The sequence below is a fragment of the Streptomyces sp. 1-11 genome (assembly GCF_007176755.1).
In the GTDB taxonomy this organism is placed as follows: domain Bacteria; phylum Actinomycetota; class Actinomycetes; order Streptomycetales; family Streptomycetaceae; genus Streptomyces.
In genome coordinates this window covers 17,608-32,000 of record NZ_BJTV01000013.1, presented here as the reverse complement: position 1 = coordinate 32,000, position 14,393 = coordinate 17,608, and the positions used below count along the sequence as shown (strand labels likewise).

The 14,393-nt window shown below is 71.1% G+C and carries 9 protein-coding genes and 1 pseudogene; 7 read left to right on the top strand and 3 right to left on the bottom strand.

Going from position 1 to position 14,393, the window contains the following annotated elements; all coding sequences use genetic code 11:
* Positions 1-14 precede the first annotated feature (14 nt).
* The 5 genes from uvrB (at position 15) to TNCT1_RS25490 (ending at position 7,419) form a co-directional block, all read left to right on the top strand.
* Complete coding sequence (uvrB, locus tag TNCT1_RS25510; RefSeq protein ID WP_143636213.1) at positions 15-2,162, top strand: excinuclease ABC subunit UvrB; 2,148 nt, start codon at positions 15-17, stop codon at positions 2,160-2,162.
* Between the two features lie 182 nt (positions 2,163-2,344).
* Positions 2,345-2,923, top strand: coding sequence for a TerD family protein (locus tag TNCT1_RS25505; RefSeq protein WP_143636210.1), 579 nt, complete (start codon positions 2,345-2,347; stop codon positions 2,921-2,923).
* Between the two features lie 59 nt (positions 2,924-2,982).
* Positions 2,983-4,959, top strand: coding sequence for a TerD family protein (locus tag TNCT1_RS25500; protein ID WP_143636206.1), 1,977 nt, complete (start codon positions 2,983-2,985; stop codon positions 4,957-4,959).
* Between the two features lie 221 nt (positions 4,960-5,180).
* Positions 5,181-6,182 (top strand): TerC family protein, encoded by a 1,002-nt coding sequence (locus TNCT1_RS25495; protein ID WP_143636203.1) that lies wholly within the window; start codon positions 5,181-5,183, stop codon positions 6,180-6,182.
* Between the two features lie 136 nt (positions 6,183-6,318).
* Positions 6,319-7,419 (top strand): calcium:proton antiporter, encoded by a 1,101-nt coding sequence (locus TNCT1_RS25490; RefSeq protein ID WP_143636200.1) that lies wholly within the window; start codon positions 6,319-6,321, stop codon positions 7,417-7,419.
* Here the strand turns inward: TNCT1_RS25490 and TNCT1_RS25485 are convergent.
* Positions 7,409-8,716, bottom strand: coding sequence for an MFS transporter (locus TNCT1_RS25485; protein WP_143636197.1), 1,308 nt, complete (start codon positions 8,714-8,716; stop codon positions 7,409-7,411). The two genes, TNCT1_RS25490 and TNCT1_RS25485, sit on opposite strands and share 11 nt — an antisense overlap.
* 208 nt (positions 8,717-8,924) lie before the next feature.
* Here TNCT1_RS25485 and aroQ point away from each other — a divergent pair, with 208 nt between their 5' ends.
* Positions 8,925-9,398, top strand: a complete 474-nt coding sequence (gene aroQ / locus TNCT1_RS25480) for a type II 3-dehydroquinate dehydratase (protein WP_143636194.1) — start codon at positions 8,925-8,927, stop codon at positions 9,396-9,398.
* 284 nt (positions 9,399-9,682) lie between these two features.
* On the opposite strand, the gene TNCT1_RS25475 is transcribed toward aroQ, so the two are convergent.
* Positions 9,683-10,339 (bottom strand): MBL fold metallo-hydrolase, encoded by a 657-nt coding sequence (locus TNCT1_RS25475; RefSeq protein WP_143636192.1) that lies wholly within the window; start codon positions 10,337-10,339, stop codon positions 9,683-9,685.
* 45 nt (positions 10,340-10,384) lie between these two features.
* Positions 10,385-11,071, bottom strand: coding sequence for a maleylpyruvate isomerase family mycothiol-dependent enzyme (locus tag TNCT1_RS25470; RefSeq protein ID WP_143636190.1), 687 nt, complete (start codon positions 11,069-11,071; stop codon positions 10,385-10,387).
* A gap of 226 nt (positions 11,072-11,297) precedes the next feature.
* Here TNCT1_RS25470 and uvrA point away from each other — a divergent pair.
* Positions 11,298-14,331, top strand: a pseudogene (gene uvrA, locus TNCT1_RS25465) (excinuclease ABC subunit UvrA).
* Positions 14,332-14,393: the final 62 nt, after the last annotated feature.

Genomic DNA, 14,393 nt, shown 5'->3' with positions numbered 1-14,393 from the left:
GTACGGTTGATGGCATGCGGCCCGTCTCCCACATCGAACGCACCGTGGCGCCCATCGAGGTCGTCAGCCCCTACCAGCCCAGCGGCGACCAGCCGGCGGCCATCGCCGACCTGGCCAAGCGCATCGAGGCCGGTGAGAAGGACGTCGTCCTGCTGGGCGCGACCGGCACCGGCAAATCCGCCACCACCGCGTGGATGATCGAGAAACTCCAGCGCCCCACCCTGGTGATGGCGCCGAACAAGACGCTGGCCGCGCAGCTGGCCAACGAGTTCCGCGAACTCCTGCCCAACAACGCGGTCGAGTACTTCGTCTCGTACTACGACTACTACCAGCCCGAGGCCTACGTCCCGCAGTCGGACACCTACATCGAGAAGGACTCCTCGATCAACGAGGAGGTCGAGCGGCTGCGCCACTCGGCGACGAACTCGCTGCTCACCCGCCGCGACGTCGTGGTGGTCGCCTCGGTGTCCTGCATCTACGGCCTCGGCACCCCGCAGGAGTACGTGGACCGGATGGTCCCCCTCCGGGTCGGCGACGAGATCGACCGCGACGAGCTGCTGCGCCGCTTCGTCGACATCCAGTACACACGCAACGACATGGCCTTCTCCCGGGGCACCTTCCGCGTCCGCGGCGACACCATCGAGATCTTCCCGGTCTACGAGGAGCTGGCCGTCCGCATCGAGATGTTCGGCGACGAGATCGAGGCGCTGTCCACGCTGCACCCGATCACCGGCGAGATCATCAGCGACGACCGGCAGCTCTACGTCTTCCCGGCCTCCCACTACGTCGCCGGACCCGAGCGCATGGAGCGGGCCGTCAACGACATCGAGAAGGAGCTGGGGGAGCGCCTGGCCGAGCTGGAGAAGCAGGGCAAGCTCCTGGAGGCGCAGCGCCTGCGGATGCGCACCACGTACGACCTCGAGATGCTCCGCCAGATCGGCACCTGCTCCGGCGTGGAGAACTACTCGATGCACTTCGACGGCCGCTCGCCCGGCTCACCGCCGAACACCCTGCTGGACTACTTCCCGGACGACTTCCTGCTCGTCATCGACGAGTCGCACGTGACGGTCCCCCAGATCGGCGCCATGTACGAGGGCGACGCCTCCCGCAAGCGCACCCTGGTCGACCACGGCTTCCGGCTGCCCTCCGCCCTGGACAACCGGCCCCTGAAGTGGGAGGAGTTCCAGGAGCGCATCGGGCAGACCGTCTACCTGTCGGCGACCCCGGGCGCCTACGAGCTGTCCCGCGGGGACGGGGTCGTGGAGCAGATCATCCGCCCGACCGGCCTGGTCGACCCGGAGGTCGTGGTCAAGCCCACCGAGGGGCAGATCGACGACCTGGTGCACGAGATCCGCAAGCGCACCGAGAAGGACGAGCGCGTCCTGGTCACCACGCTCACCAAGAAGATGGCCGAGGACCTCACCGACTACTTCCTGGAACTCGGCATCCAGGTGCGCTACCTGCACAGCGACGTCGACACCCTGCGCCGTGTCGAGCTGCTGCGCGAGCTGCGCTCCGGCGAGTTCGACGTGCTGGTCGGCATCAACCTGCTGCGCGAGGGCCTCGACCTGCCCGAGGTGTCCCTGGTGGCCATCCTCGACGCGGACAAGGAGGGCTTCCTGCGCTCCGGCACCTCGCTGATCCAGACCATCGGCCGCGCGGCGCGCAACGTCTCCGGACAGGTCCACATGTACGCGGACAAGATCACCCCGGCGATGGAGAAGGCCATCGAGGAGACCAACCGGCGCCGGGAGAAGCAGGTCGCCTACAACAAGGCCAACGGCATCGACCCGCAGCCGCTGCGCAAGAAGATCAACGACATCGTCGCGCAGATCGCCCGCGAGGACGTCGACACCGAGCAGCTGCTCGGCTCCGGCTACCGCAAGCTGAAGGACGGCAAGGGCGCCAAGGCTCCCGTCCCCGCGCTCGGCGACAAGGCGGCCAGGGGCGCGAAGGCGGGCAAGGGCGCCAAGTCCGCCAAGGGCAAGACGGTGCCCACGGACCGTCCGGCCGCCGAACTCGCCGAGCAGATCGAGGAGATGACGGAGCGCATGCGCGCCGCCGCCGCCGAGCTGCAGTTCGAGATCGCCGCCCGGCTGCGTGACGAGGTGTCCGAGATGAAGAAGGAGCTGCGGCAGATGCGTGAGGCCGGGATCGCCTAGGGCAGGCCCTGCGCGACCGCCGCCCCCGACTCCCCAGTGGTGCCGGACCTCGGCATACGCGCCAAGTGTTGCAACACCGACACAAAGCGCGAGCCGGGGTTCGGCACTGTCAGTGCCGCTGCGTAGGGTTCTGGCAACCGCGCAGTGCGCGGCAACCGGGGAACACGAGAGGGGAATCAGCCGTGACCGTCAACTTGTCCAAGGGTCAGGCCATCAGCCTGGAGAAGAAGGACGGGGCCAGCCTGAGCGCGGTCCGCATGGGTCTCGGCTGGCAGGCGGCGCCCCGCCGCGGCCTCTTCGGCTCGCGCACGCGGGAGATCGACCTCGACGCCTCCGCGGTGCTGTTCGCGGACAAGCAGCCGGTCGACGTCGTCTTCTTCCGGCACCTGGTGAGCGACGACGGCTCGGTGCGGCACACCGGCGACAACCTCGTCGGCGGTGCGGGCCAGGGCGGCGACGACGAGGCGATTCTGGTCGACCTCCAGCGCGTCCCGGTCCACGTCGACCAGATCGTCTTCACCGTGAACTCCTTCACGGGCCAGACCTTCCAGGAGGTGCAGAACGCCTTCTGCCGCCTCGTCGACGAGACCACCGGCCAGGAACTCGCCCGCTACACGCTGGCGGGCGGCGGCGCGTACACCGCGCAGATCATGGCGAAGGTGCACCGGTCCGGCTCGGGCTGGACGATGACCGCCCTGGGCGAGCCGGCCAAGGGCCGCACCTTCCAGGACCTGATGCCGGCGATCATGCCGCACCTGTAGGACCGCCGCCGGACGCGGCGCGGCGCGCACGACATCACGACCACAGGGGGGCGACGGCGATGACGGCCGAGCTGGTGCGGGGGCAGAACCACCCGCTGTCCCAGGTCCGGCTGGAGATCCGGATCTCGGCCGGATCGCCGGTTCTCGCGGCTGCCACGCTCGGCGACGAGCACGGCACGGTGCCCGGCGCCGACCGGGTGGCCCATCCCGGCGCCCCCGCGCTGCCGGGGATCGAGGTGTCCACGCAGGCGGCCGCCGACCACCGGCTGGCCGTCGACCTCGCCGCGCTGCCGGAGACGGTGCACCGCGTCACCGTGCTGCTCGCCCTCCCCGAGCGGCCACGAGGGCCGCTCAGGTTCGGCGCGGTGGCCGCCCCGAGAGCGGCGGTCACCGGTCTCGACGGCACTGAGATCGTCCGCTTCGCGCTGACCGGCCTGGACGCCGAGTCGGCCGTGGTCGCCCTGGAGCTGTACCGGCGGCAGGGCGCCTGGAAGGTGCGCGCGGTGGGCCAGGGCTACGCCGGCGGCCTCGCCGCCCTCCTCGCCGACCAGGGCCTGCCCTCGGCCGCGGCACTGGCCGCCGAGGTCCAGGAGGCGGTGGCCCGGAGCCAGGCGCGGGCGGTACCGGCGCCGCCGCCGGACACCTCGGGACCCACCGGTCCTGAGGAGCCCCGGCCAGCCGGAGCGCGCGGCAGCCACGACGCGGCCGGTGCACGCGGCAGCCACGACGCGGCCGGTGCACGCGGCAGCCACGACGCGGCCGGTGCACGCGGCAGCCACGACGCGGCCGGTGCGGCGGCGCCGGGCGGCCCGATCGACTACACCCACCCCGGACGCCGCCGGCACGCCGCTCCGCCGCCCGCCGCGCCGCAAGCCGCGCCCTCCGCCGCCTCCGACGGGCAGCCGCCGCGACCCGTCGCGGGCGACGCGGTGGGCTGGTCGCTGGAGGAACGGCTCTACAACCAGGTCTGGGGCATGTTCGAGGACCTGGCCCGCGCGACGGCCGCGTACCGCAGCGCCGTCGACTTCGCCGACTCCCGGCTGGAGAAGGAACTCGACCAGGCCCTCGCCGACCCCCGTGTCCGCCTGGGCGCGGCGGGGGACGCCGCGCGGGAGGCGGCACAGACCCGGCACGCCCAGCTCGTCGACCAGGCCCGGGCCGCGTTCGACCGCGACCTCGCACAGCTCACCGCCGAGTCCGAGGTGGTGGAACCGGCGCTCCCACCCGCCTGTGCCCGCTGGGACAACCCCGTCTGGCACGGCTACCGGGTGCCGGCCGCGCCCCCGATGGCCCTGCGGCTCGGCGACCTCCACCTCCCGGAGAGCGCCCCGCTGCGCATACCGCTGCTGGCCAGGCTTCCGCTGGAACGAGGCCTGTGGATCGACAGCGGTCCCGCGCCCGGACCCGATGACGTCTTCCTGGACTCGGCGGACACGCGCCGGCTCGCCATGGACGCCGCGGTGGCCCTCGCCGTCCGGCTGCTCGCCGTCCATCCGGCGGGGGAGCTCACCGTCCACGTCCTCGACCCGGCCGGTTCGGGGGCCCAGGCGCTCCTGCCGCTGACCCGAACCGGAGCCGTCACGGTGCCGTCCAAGGCCGGCGCGGCGGGCGTGGCGGACGTCCTCGGCCGGCTCACCGGGCGGGTCGACCTGGTGCAGATGGCGCTGCGCGGCGGCGCGGAGGAGTCGCTGCCGCCCGACTTCGACACGGCCCGGCAACTGCTGATCGTCAACGACTTCCCGCACGGCTTCGACGACCGGGCGGTGAACCAGTTGCGCTACCTCGCCGACGAGGGGCCGGCCGTCGGCGTCCACCTGCTGATGGTCGCGGACCGCGAGGACGCGGCGGCCTACGGCCCGTTGCTCGACCCGCTGTGGCGTTCGCTCCTGCGACTCACCCCCGTGCCCGACGACCACCTCGCCGACCCCTGGGTGGGGCACACCTGGACGTTCGAGCCTTCGCTCGTGCCGCTCGGCAGCGGGATCCTCCAGCAGGTGCTCACCGAGGTGACAGCGGCCCGCACCAAGCGTAAGTAAAGAGCCCCTGACCAGCCTACTTGGGGCGTCTTTTACCAATTGCTTTACCTTTCCTTGGTGATTGGGGTACTGTTTTCCGTGCGGAGGGGAGTACTCCCTGACTGCGGCGCACCCGTCAGTACGGACCGTTACGGATCCCGGGGCGTCGGCCCACGCGGGTGGAAGAGACCTCCGGCAATGACAACGCAGATGTGTTTGCCATGACCTATGCCGGAGGTGCAGTGGAAGTCTCCCCGACCCTGTGGGTCCTCACCATCGTGGGCCTCGCCGTCCTCATCGCGGTCGACTTCTTCATCGGGCGCAAGCCCCATGACGTGTCGATCAAGGAAGCGGGCGTCTGGACCGTCGTCTGGATCGCCCTCGCCGGGCTCTTCGGTCTCGGTCTGTTCCTCTTCAGCGGCGGCGGGCCTTCCGGCGAGTTCTTCGCCGGCTTCATCACCGAGAAATCCCTGAGCGTCGACAACCTCTTCGTCTTCGTCCTGATCATGGCGAAGTTCGCGGTGCCCTCGCAGTACCAGCAGCGGGTGCTGCTCGTCGGCGTCCTCATAGCCCTGGTGCTGCGCGCCGTGTTCATAGCCGCCGGTGCCGCGATCATCGCCAGCTTCTCCTGGGTGTTCTACCTCTTCGGCGCCTTCCTGATCTGGACCGCCTGGAAGCTCGTCCAGGACGCGCGGGCCGGCGAGGAGGAAGAGGAGTTCGAGGAGAACAAGCTCCTGAAGGCCGCCGAGCGCAGGTTCGGCGTCGCGGACCGGTACCACGGCACCAAGCTGTGGATCCGGGAGAACGGCAAGCGGGTCATGACCCCGATGCTGGTCGTGATGCTGGCCATCGGCACCACCGACGTGCTGTTCGCGCTCGACTCCATCCCCGCGATCTTCGGCCTGACCCAGGACCCGTACATCGTCTTCACCGCCAACGCCTTCGCCCTGATGGGACTGCGGCAGCTCTACTTCCTCATAGGCGGCCTGCTCAGGAAGCTGGTCCATCTGTCGTACGGCCTGTCGATCATCCTGGGCTTCATCGGCGTCAAGCTGGTGCTGCACGCGCTGCACGAGTCCGGAGTCCACGTCCCCGAGATCGGCATCCCGGTGTCGCTCGGCGTGATCTGCGCGGTCCTCGCCGTCACCACCGTCACCAGCCTGATGGCCTCCCGGAAGCAGGCGGCGGCCGAAGCGGCGCGGCCTGGGAGTGACGAGACGGCGAAGCGCGGCGTCGACGCCTGACCGACCCGGCGCGCGAACCATCACCGAACCCGTGGGGCACCGGCCGCACCGTGACCGGTGCCCCACGCAGGAAGGATGACGAGGGATCCGAAAAGAACGTAATGCGAATCCTGTACCTGTCTGTCACGATCGCAACATGATCGCTCGGCTCAGACCGCTCACCACCCAGTGGACGTTCCTCGTGCCGGTCCTCGCGGTCGTCCTGCTCATCCTCACCTGGGGCCGCAGTCTCCCCGGCCCGCTCGTCGTGCTGGTCACCCTGATCCTCGCCGGATCCGTCCTCGCCGCGGTGCACCACGCCGAGGTGGTCGCGCACCGGGTGGGCGAGCCCTTCGGCTCCCTGGTGCTGGCCATCGCCGTCACGATCATCGAAGTGGCCCTGATCGTCACCCTCATGGCCGACGGCGGCGACAAGAGCGCCACCCTGGCCCGGGACACCGTCTTCGCCGCCGTCATGATCACCTGCAACGGCATCGTCGGACTGAGTCTCCTCGTGGCCTCCCTGCGGCACGGCACCGCGGTCTTCAATCCCGAGGGCACCGGTGCCGCCCTGGCCACCGTGGCGACCCTCGCCACGCTCAGCCTGGTGCTGCCGACCTTCACCACCAGCAAACCCGGCCCCGAATTCTCCACCGTCCAGCTCACCTTCGCCGCGCTGTCCTCACTGATCCTGTACGGCCTGTTCGTCACCACCCAGACCGTGCGGCACCGTGACTACTTCCTGCCGATCACCCGGCAGGGTGACGTGATCACCGGGGACGACCACGCCGGACCGCCGTCCGCGCGCACGGCGCGGATCAGCCTCGGCCTGCTCGGCCTCGCGCTGATCGGTGTGGTCGGACTGGCCAAGGGGGTGTCGCCGACCATCGAGTCCGGTGTGGAGGCGGCCGGCCTGCACCAGGCGGTCGTCGGCGTGATCATCGCCCTGCTCGTGCTGCTGCCCGAGACCATCGCGGCGCTGCGCGCGGCGCGCCGGGACCGGGTGCAGACCAGCCTCAACCTCGCGCTCGGCTCGGCGATGGCCAGCATCGGCCTGACCATCCCCGCCGTCGCCCTGGCCTCCATCTGGCTGTCCGGACCGCTCGTCCTCGGCCTCAGCGCGACCCACATGCTGCTGCTGGCGCTGACCGTGGTGGTCAGTTCCCTGACCGTGGTGCCGGGCCGGGCCACACCGCTGCAGGGCGGTGTGCACCTGGTGCTGTTCGCGGCCTACCTGGAACTCGCGATCAACCCATAGGGCTCGTCCGGGCCCGCGCCGGCCCTCCTGGGCTGCCCGTGGCCGGTTCGGCCGCCGGCGCGGGCCGCGTCTCCGGCAGCAGCGCGAAGCAGGCCAGGCTCACCAGTGCGACCCCCGTGAGGTACGCGCCCACACCCCACGGCACCCGCCCGCCGTGCTCCGCCAGCGCCGTCGCCACGATCGGGGTGAGCGCGCCGCCCAGGACCCCGCCGAGGTTGTAGCCGACCGCGGCGCCCGTGCAGCGCACCCGCGCCTCGTACAGCTCCGGCAGGTACGCGGCGATCACCGCGAACATGGCGATGAAGGCGATCAGCGCACCCAGGATGCCGAGGAACATCAGCAGCGGTTCGCCGGTCCCCAGCAGCGCGACCATCGGGAGCATCCACAGCGCGCAGCCCGCGCACCCCGCCAGGCACAGCGGGCGGCGGCCGTAGCGGTCGCCGAGCAGCGCCATGACGGGCGTCAGCGCCCCCTTCACCACCACCGCGGCCATGACACAGCTCAGCATCACGGTCCGGCTCACCCCGAGCCGCCCGGTGGCGTACGCCAGCGACCATGTCGTCACCGCGTAGAACACCGCGTACCCGACGGCCAGCGCCCCGGCCGTCAGCAGCACCAGCCGCCCGTGGCACCGCACGACCTCCGCGAGCGGCAGGCGCGCGTGGTCGTCGATCTCCAGGAACCGGGGACTCTCGGGCAGCGAGGCCCGCAGCCACAGCCCGGCCAGCGCCAGCGCCCCGGCCGCCCAGAACGGCACCCGCCAGCCCCACTGCGCGAAGCGGTCGTCGGGCAGGGCGGCCGACAGCGCGAGCATGACCCCGTTGGCGAGCACGAAGCCGACGGCGGGCCCCACCTGGGGAAAACTCGACCACAGGGCACGGCGTTCCGCGGGCGCGTGCTCGGCGGTCAGCAGCACCGCCCCGCCCCACTCGCCGCCGAGCCCCAGCCCCTGCAGGAAGCGCAGCAGGAGCAGCAGCACCGGGGCGGCCGCCCCGATCGTGCCGTAGGCGGGCACGCAGCCGACCGCGACCGTCGAGGCGCCGGTCAGCAGCAGGGAGACGACCAGCACCGGCCGCCGTCCGCGCCGGTCGCCGAGGTGTCCGAAGAGCACCGAGCCGAGCGGCCGGGCCACGAATCCCACCGCGAACGTCCCGAACGCCGCGAGCGTCCCGGCCAACGGCGAGAACGTCGGGAAGAACAGCGGCCCCAGCACCAGGGCGGCCGCGGTGCCGTAGACGAAGAAGTCGTAGAACTCGATCGAGGTCCCGGCGAGCGAGGCGGCCGCCAGCCGCGGCATGGAAGGCGCCCTCACGGGGCGTACGGGCTGCATACCGCGTCAACCATCCGTAGTGATCTTGGGTTACGGGGGCGCGCGGAGCTGACCGGAGCCCCGCGGCGCCGCCCGGAAGGACCGGCGTACGCGCCCCTCGGCCGCTCGCCCTGCCGTGATAGACCGGGGCGACAAGCGGTCGTGAACACACCGCCCAGAACGGACCGGAGGAACCGTGCCCCGCACCCTGGCCAACGCCCCGATCATGATCCTCAACGGGCCCAACCTGAACCTCCTCGGCCTGCGCCAGCCAGAGATCTACGGCACGGACACGCTCGCCGACGTCGAGGCGATGTGCGCCGAGGCCGCGGCGGCGCACGGCGGCACGGTGGACTTCCGGCAGTCCAACCACGAGGGCGAGCTGGTCGACTGGATCCACGAGGCCCGGACGAACCACTGCGGCATCGTCATCAACCCCGGCGCCTACTCCCACACCTCGATCGCGATCCTGGACGCGCTCAACACCTGCGACGGGATGCCGGTGCTGGAGGTGCACATCTCCAACATCCACCAGCGCGAGTCGTTCCGGCACCACAGCTACGTCTCGCTGCGGGCCGACGGCGTGATCGCGGGCTGCGGGGTGCAGGGCTACGTGTTCGGCGTGGAGCGGGCCGTCGCGCTGGTGGGAGCGGCGCGGGCCGACGCGTAGCCCACCGCGGCGCCGGGCGGCCGTCCGGGCGCGAACACGGCGGGCGCCGCACACACTCCGGCCCGGGCCGCCGGCCGAGGGCGGGGTTGGTGACCGGCGGCCCATACCGCTCAGGTGCCGTCGTCCTGGGCGGGGCTGCCACCAGTTGACCGCGTGTCACGGGATCCGGGGAGCGCGCACGCGTACCCGGCGCGTGTGAAGAGTTCACACGGGGCGCACGCCACGTGGCACGCGCCGGGCGCGCATCGAGGGCGTACGCCCGGCGTGGGTCGGGCCCGCGCGGCCTACCAGCCGCGCGCGTGCCACTCCGGCAGGTGCGGCCGTTCCGTGCCGAGGCTGGTGTCGTTGCCGTGGCCGGGGTAGACCCAGGTCTCGTCCGGCAGCGCGGCGAAGATCTTCGTCTCGACGTCGTGGATCAGGCTGGCGAACGCCTCGGGATCCTTGTGGGTGTTGCCGACACCCCCCGGGAAGAGGCAGTCGCCGGTGAAGACGTGCGGGTGGCCGTGCGGGTCGTCGTAGACCAGGGCGATGGAGCCCGGGGTGTGCCCGACGAGGTGGCGCGCGGTGAGCTCCACCTGCCCCACCCGGATGACGTCGCCGTCGTCGACGAGGACGTCGGTGCTCACCGGGATCCCGGGGGCGTCCTCGCGGCCGGCGTACGTCCGGGCGCCCGTGGCGGCGACGACCTCGGCGAGCGCCTGCCAGTGGTCGCCGTGCCGGTGGGTGGTGACGACGGACGCGATGCCGTCGTCACCGATCATGCCCAGCAGCGCCCCGGCGTCGGCGGCGGCGTCGATCAGCAACTGCTCGTCGGTGGCCCGGCAGCGCAGCAGGTAGGCGTTGTTGTCCATCGGGCCGACCGCGATCTTGGTGATCATCAGGTCCTTGAGCTCGTGCACGTCCGCGGGCCCGCCGACCCTGACCTCTCCGCTGTACGTCATGGTGATCAGCCTATAGCGGGCCGGCGCCCGGGGACCCGTGTCGCGCTACAGCGGAGGCAGCTTCGGCAGCGTGCCGCCCGTCACCTCCAGCGCGGTCCCCGGGCGGCGGCCGGCGAGCCAGCCCAGCAGGTCGGCCGGCGCCCCGCTCACCGTGACCTCGGTCACGGCCGCCTCGCGGCCGGTGCGCCACTCGCGCGTGCCGTCCGTGACCCGGGTCGCCGGGATCTCCGGGTGCCCGGCGAAGCGGTCGGCGAGGAAGCCGCTCTCCCGCTGCGTGAACTCCGCCGGAAGGTCCTCCAGCTCGTATCCGATCCCGAGGTCCACGTGGTGCAGGTCGACCTCGGCCCACCGCCTGAACGGCAGCCGGGCCGCGGCGTCGGTGACGCCGTTGCGCAGCTCCACCGTGCGCGTCCAGTCCGCCGGCACGGCCCCCGCCCGCTGGAACCGGGCGGCGCTCTCGCGCACGTCCGTGAGCTGGGCGTCCAGCGTGCGCCGGGCGTCCCGCTCGATGTCGGCGTCCCGCGCCTCGGCGCTCTCGTACATGGGCCGGCCCTCCAGGACGTTCACGAGGGCGTCCGCGTTGCGGGCGAGATGGGCGAGGACGTGTCCGCGCGTCCAGCCGGGCAGCCGTGACGGCTCGGCCTGTGAGGCGTTGTCCAGCTTGGCGACAGCGGTGAGGAGCCGCTCGGTCGCCTCCCGTACACATGCCAGGTCATGAGCGTGATCAATCATGCGCCCGACCCTAGTAGCGCCACCCCTTCGGGTGAAGGTGGTGAAGCTCGCCCGTAAATCGAAAGCACGTGCTATATCGTCGAAGGCGGCACCGGGCATGCCTGAGGGCTCGGGATTGTTATGCATCCCGGAATCCGACCGGCGCTGTCAGTGGCTCCCCCTAGTCTCGGAAGAAGCACGGGGGCCCCGGCCCCTGTCACTTCTCTCAAGAAAGGTGCGGACCGGCGTGGCCGACCGTCTCATCGTCCGTGGAGCGCGCGAGCACAACCTGAGGAATGTCTCGCTCGACCTCCCGCGCGACTCGCTCATCGTCTTCACGGGCCTGTCGGGGTCGGGCAAGTCCTCGCTGGCCTTCGACACCATCTTCGCCGAGGGGCAGCGGCGGTACGTGGAGTCGCTCTCCTCGTACGCCCGGCAGTTCCTCGGCCAGATGGACAAGCCGGACGTGGACTTCATCGAGGGCCTGTCCCCGGCGGTGTCCATCGACCAGAAGTCGACCTCGCGCAACCCGCGCTCGACGGTCGGCACCATCACCGAGGTCTACGACTACCTGCGTCTGCTCTTCGCGCGCATCGGCAAGCCGCACTGTCCCGAGTGCGGCCGCCCGATCTCGCGCCAGTCGCCGCAGGCCATCGTCGACAAGGTCCTGGAGCTGCCGGAGGGCAGCCGTTTCCAGGTGCTGTCGCCGCTGGTGCGCGAGCGCAAGGGCGAGTTCGTCGACCTCTTCTCGGACCTCCAGACCAAGGGCTACTCCCGCGCCCGCGTGGACGGCGAGACGATCCAGCTCTCCGAGCCGCCCACGCTGAAGAAGCAGGAGAAGCACACCATCGAGGTGGTCGTGGACCGCCTCACGGTGAAGGACTCCGCCAAGCGCCGGCTCACCGACTCCGTCGAGACCGCCCTCGGCCTGTCGGGCGGCATGGTCGTGCTCGACTTCGTCGACCTCCCCGAGGACGACCCCGAGCGCGAGCGCATGTACTCGGAGCACCTGTACTGCCCGTACGACGACCTGTCCTTCGAGGAGCTGGAGCCGCGCTCCTTCTCCTTCAACTCGCCCTTCGGCGCCTGCCCCGAGTGCACCGGCATCGGCACGCGCATGGAGGTCGACCCCGAGCTGATCGTCCCGGACGAGGACAAGTCCCTCGACGAGGGCGCCATCCACCCCTGGTCGCACGGTCACACCAAGGACTACTTCAGCCGTCTGATCGGCGCCCTCGCGGACGCCCTCGGCTTCCGCACCGACATCCCCTTCGCGGGCCTGCCCCAGCGCGCGCGGAAGGCCCTGCTGTACGGCCACAAGACCCAGATCGAGGTCCGCTACCGCAACCGGTACGGCCGCGAGCGCGTCTACACCACCCCCTTCGAGGGCGCGGTGCCGTTCGTCAAGCGCCGGCACAGCGAGGCCGAGAGCGACGCCAGCCGTGAGCGGTTCGAGGGCTACATGCGCGAGGTGCCCTGCCCCTCCTGCGAGGGCACCCGCCTGAAGCCGATCGTCCTGGCCGTGACGGTCATGGAGAAGTCCATCGCGGAGGTCTCCGCGATGTCGATCAGCGACTGCGCGGACTTCCTGGGCGAGCTGAAGCTGAGCGCACGCGACAAGAAGATCGCCGAGCGGGTCCTGAAGGAGGTCAACGAGCGGCTGAGGTTCCTGGTCGACGTCGGCCTCGACTACCTCTCGCTCAACCGCGCGGCCGGCACCCTCTCCGGCGGCGAGGCCCAGCGCATCCGTCTCGCCACGCAGATCGGCTCCGGTCTGGTCGGCGTGCTGTACGTGCTGGACGAGCCGTCCATCGGCCTGCACCAGCGGGACAACCACCGGCTGATCGAGACGCTGGTCCGACTGCGCGACATGGGCAACACACTCATCGTCGTGGAGCACGACGAGGACACCATCAAGGTTGCCGACTGGATCGTGGACATCGGCCCCGGCGCCGGTGAGCACGGCGGCAAGGTCGTGCACAGCGGCTCCCTGAAGGAACTGCTCGCCAACACCGAGTCCCAGACCGGCCAGTACCTCTCGGGCCGCAAGTCGATCCCGCTGCCCGACGTACGGCGCCCCCGCGACCCGTCCCGGCAGCTCACCGTGCACGGCGCGCGGGAGAACAACCTGCAGGACATCGACGTGTCCTTCCCGCTGGGGGTGTTCACCGCCGTGACCGGCGTGTCCGGCTCCGGCAAGTCGACGCTGGTCAACGACATCCTGTACACGCACCTGGCACGCGAGCTGAACGGCGCGCGCAACGTCCCCGGACGGCACACGCGCGTCGACGGCGACGACCTGGTCGACAAGGTCGTGCACGTCGACCAGTCGCCCATCGGCCGCACCCCGCGGTCCAACCCGGCGACCTACACCGGCGTCTTCGACCACATCCGCAAGCTGTTCGCCGAGACCACCGAGGCGAAGGTCCGCGGCTACCTGCCCGGCCGCTTCTCCTTCAACGTCAAGGGCGGCCGCTGCGAGAACTGCGCGGGCGACGGCACGATCAAGATCGAGATGAACTTCCTGCCGGACGTGTACGTCCCGTGCGAGGTCTGCCACGGCGCCCGGTACAACCGGGAGACCCTGGAGGTCCACTACAAGGGCAAGTCCATCGCCGACGTGCTGAACATGCCGATCGAGGAGGCGACCGACTTCTTCGAGGCCGTCCCCGCCATCTCCCGGCACCTGCGCACGCTGAAGGACGTCGGCCTCGGCTACGTCCGGCTCGGCCAGTCCGCGACCACCCTGTCCGGCGGCGAGGCCCAGCGCGTGAAGCTCGCCAGCGAGCTGCAGAAGCGCTCCACCGGCCGCACGGTCTACGTCCTGGACGAGCCGACCACCGGTCTGCACTTCGAGGACATCAGCAAGCTGCTGAAGGTCCTCTCCGGCCTGGTGGAAAAGGGCAACACGGTCATCGTCATCGAGCACAACCTCGATGTGATCAAGACCGCCGACTGGCTCGTCGACATGGGCCCGGAGGGCGGCGCGGGCGGCGGTCTCGTGGTCGCCGAGGGCACGCCCGAGGAGGTCGCCGGGGTCCCGGCCAGCCACACCGGCAAGTTCTTGCGCGAGATCCTCGGCGCCGACCGGATCAGCGACGCCCAGCCGGTGAAGGCGCCGCGCGGCACTGCGTCCAGGAAGCCGGTCGACGGCGCGGAAGACGGTGACGGCCAAGGCCGACGGCACGGCCGGCGGAAAGACGGCCGCCGCCGCAAAGAAGGCGGCACCGGCCAAGAAGGAGGCACCGGCCAAGAAGACGACGCGGGCCCGCAAGGCCTGACGTCACCGACGGCGTCCTGACGCGCCGTCGGGCGGGCGGCGCCCCGCGGGAACTCCCCGCAG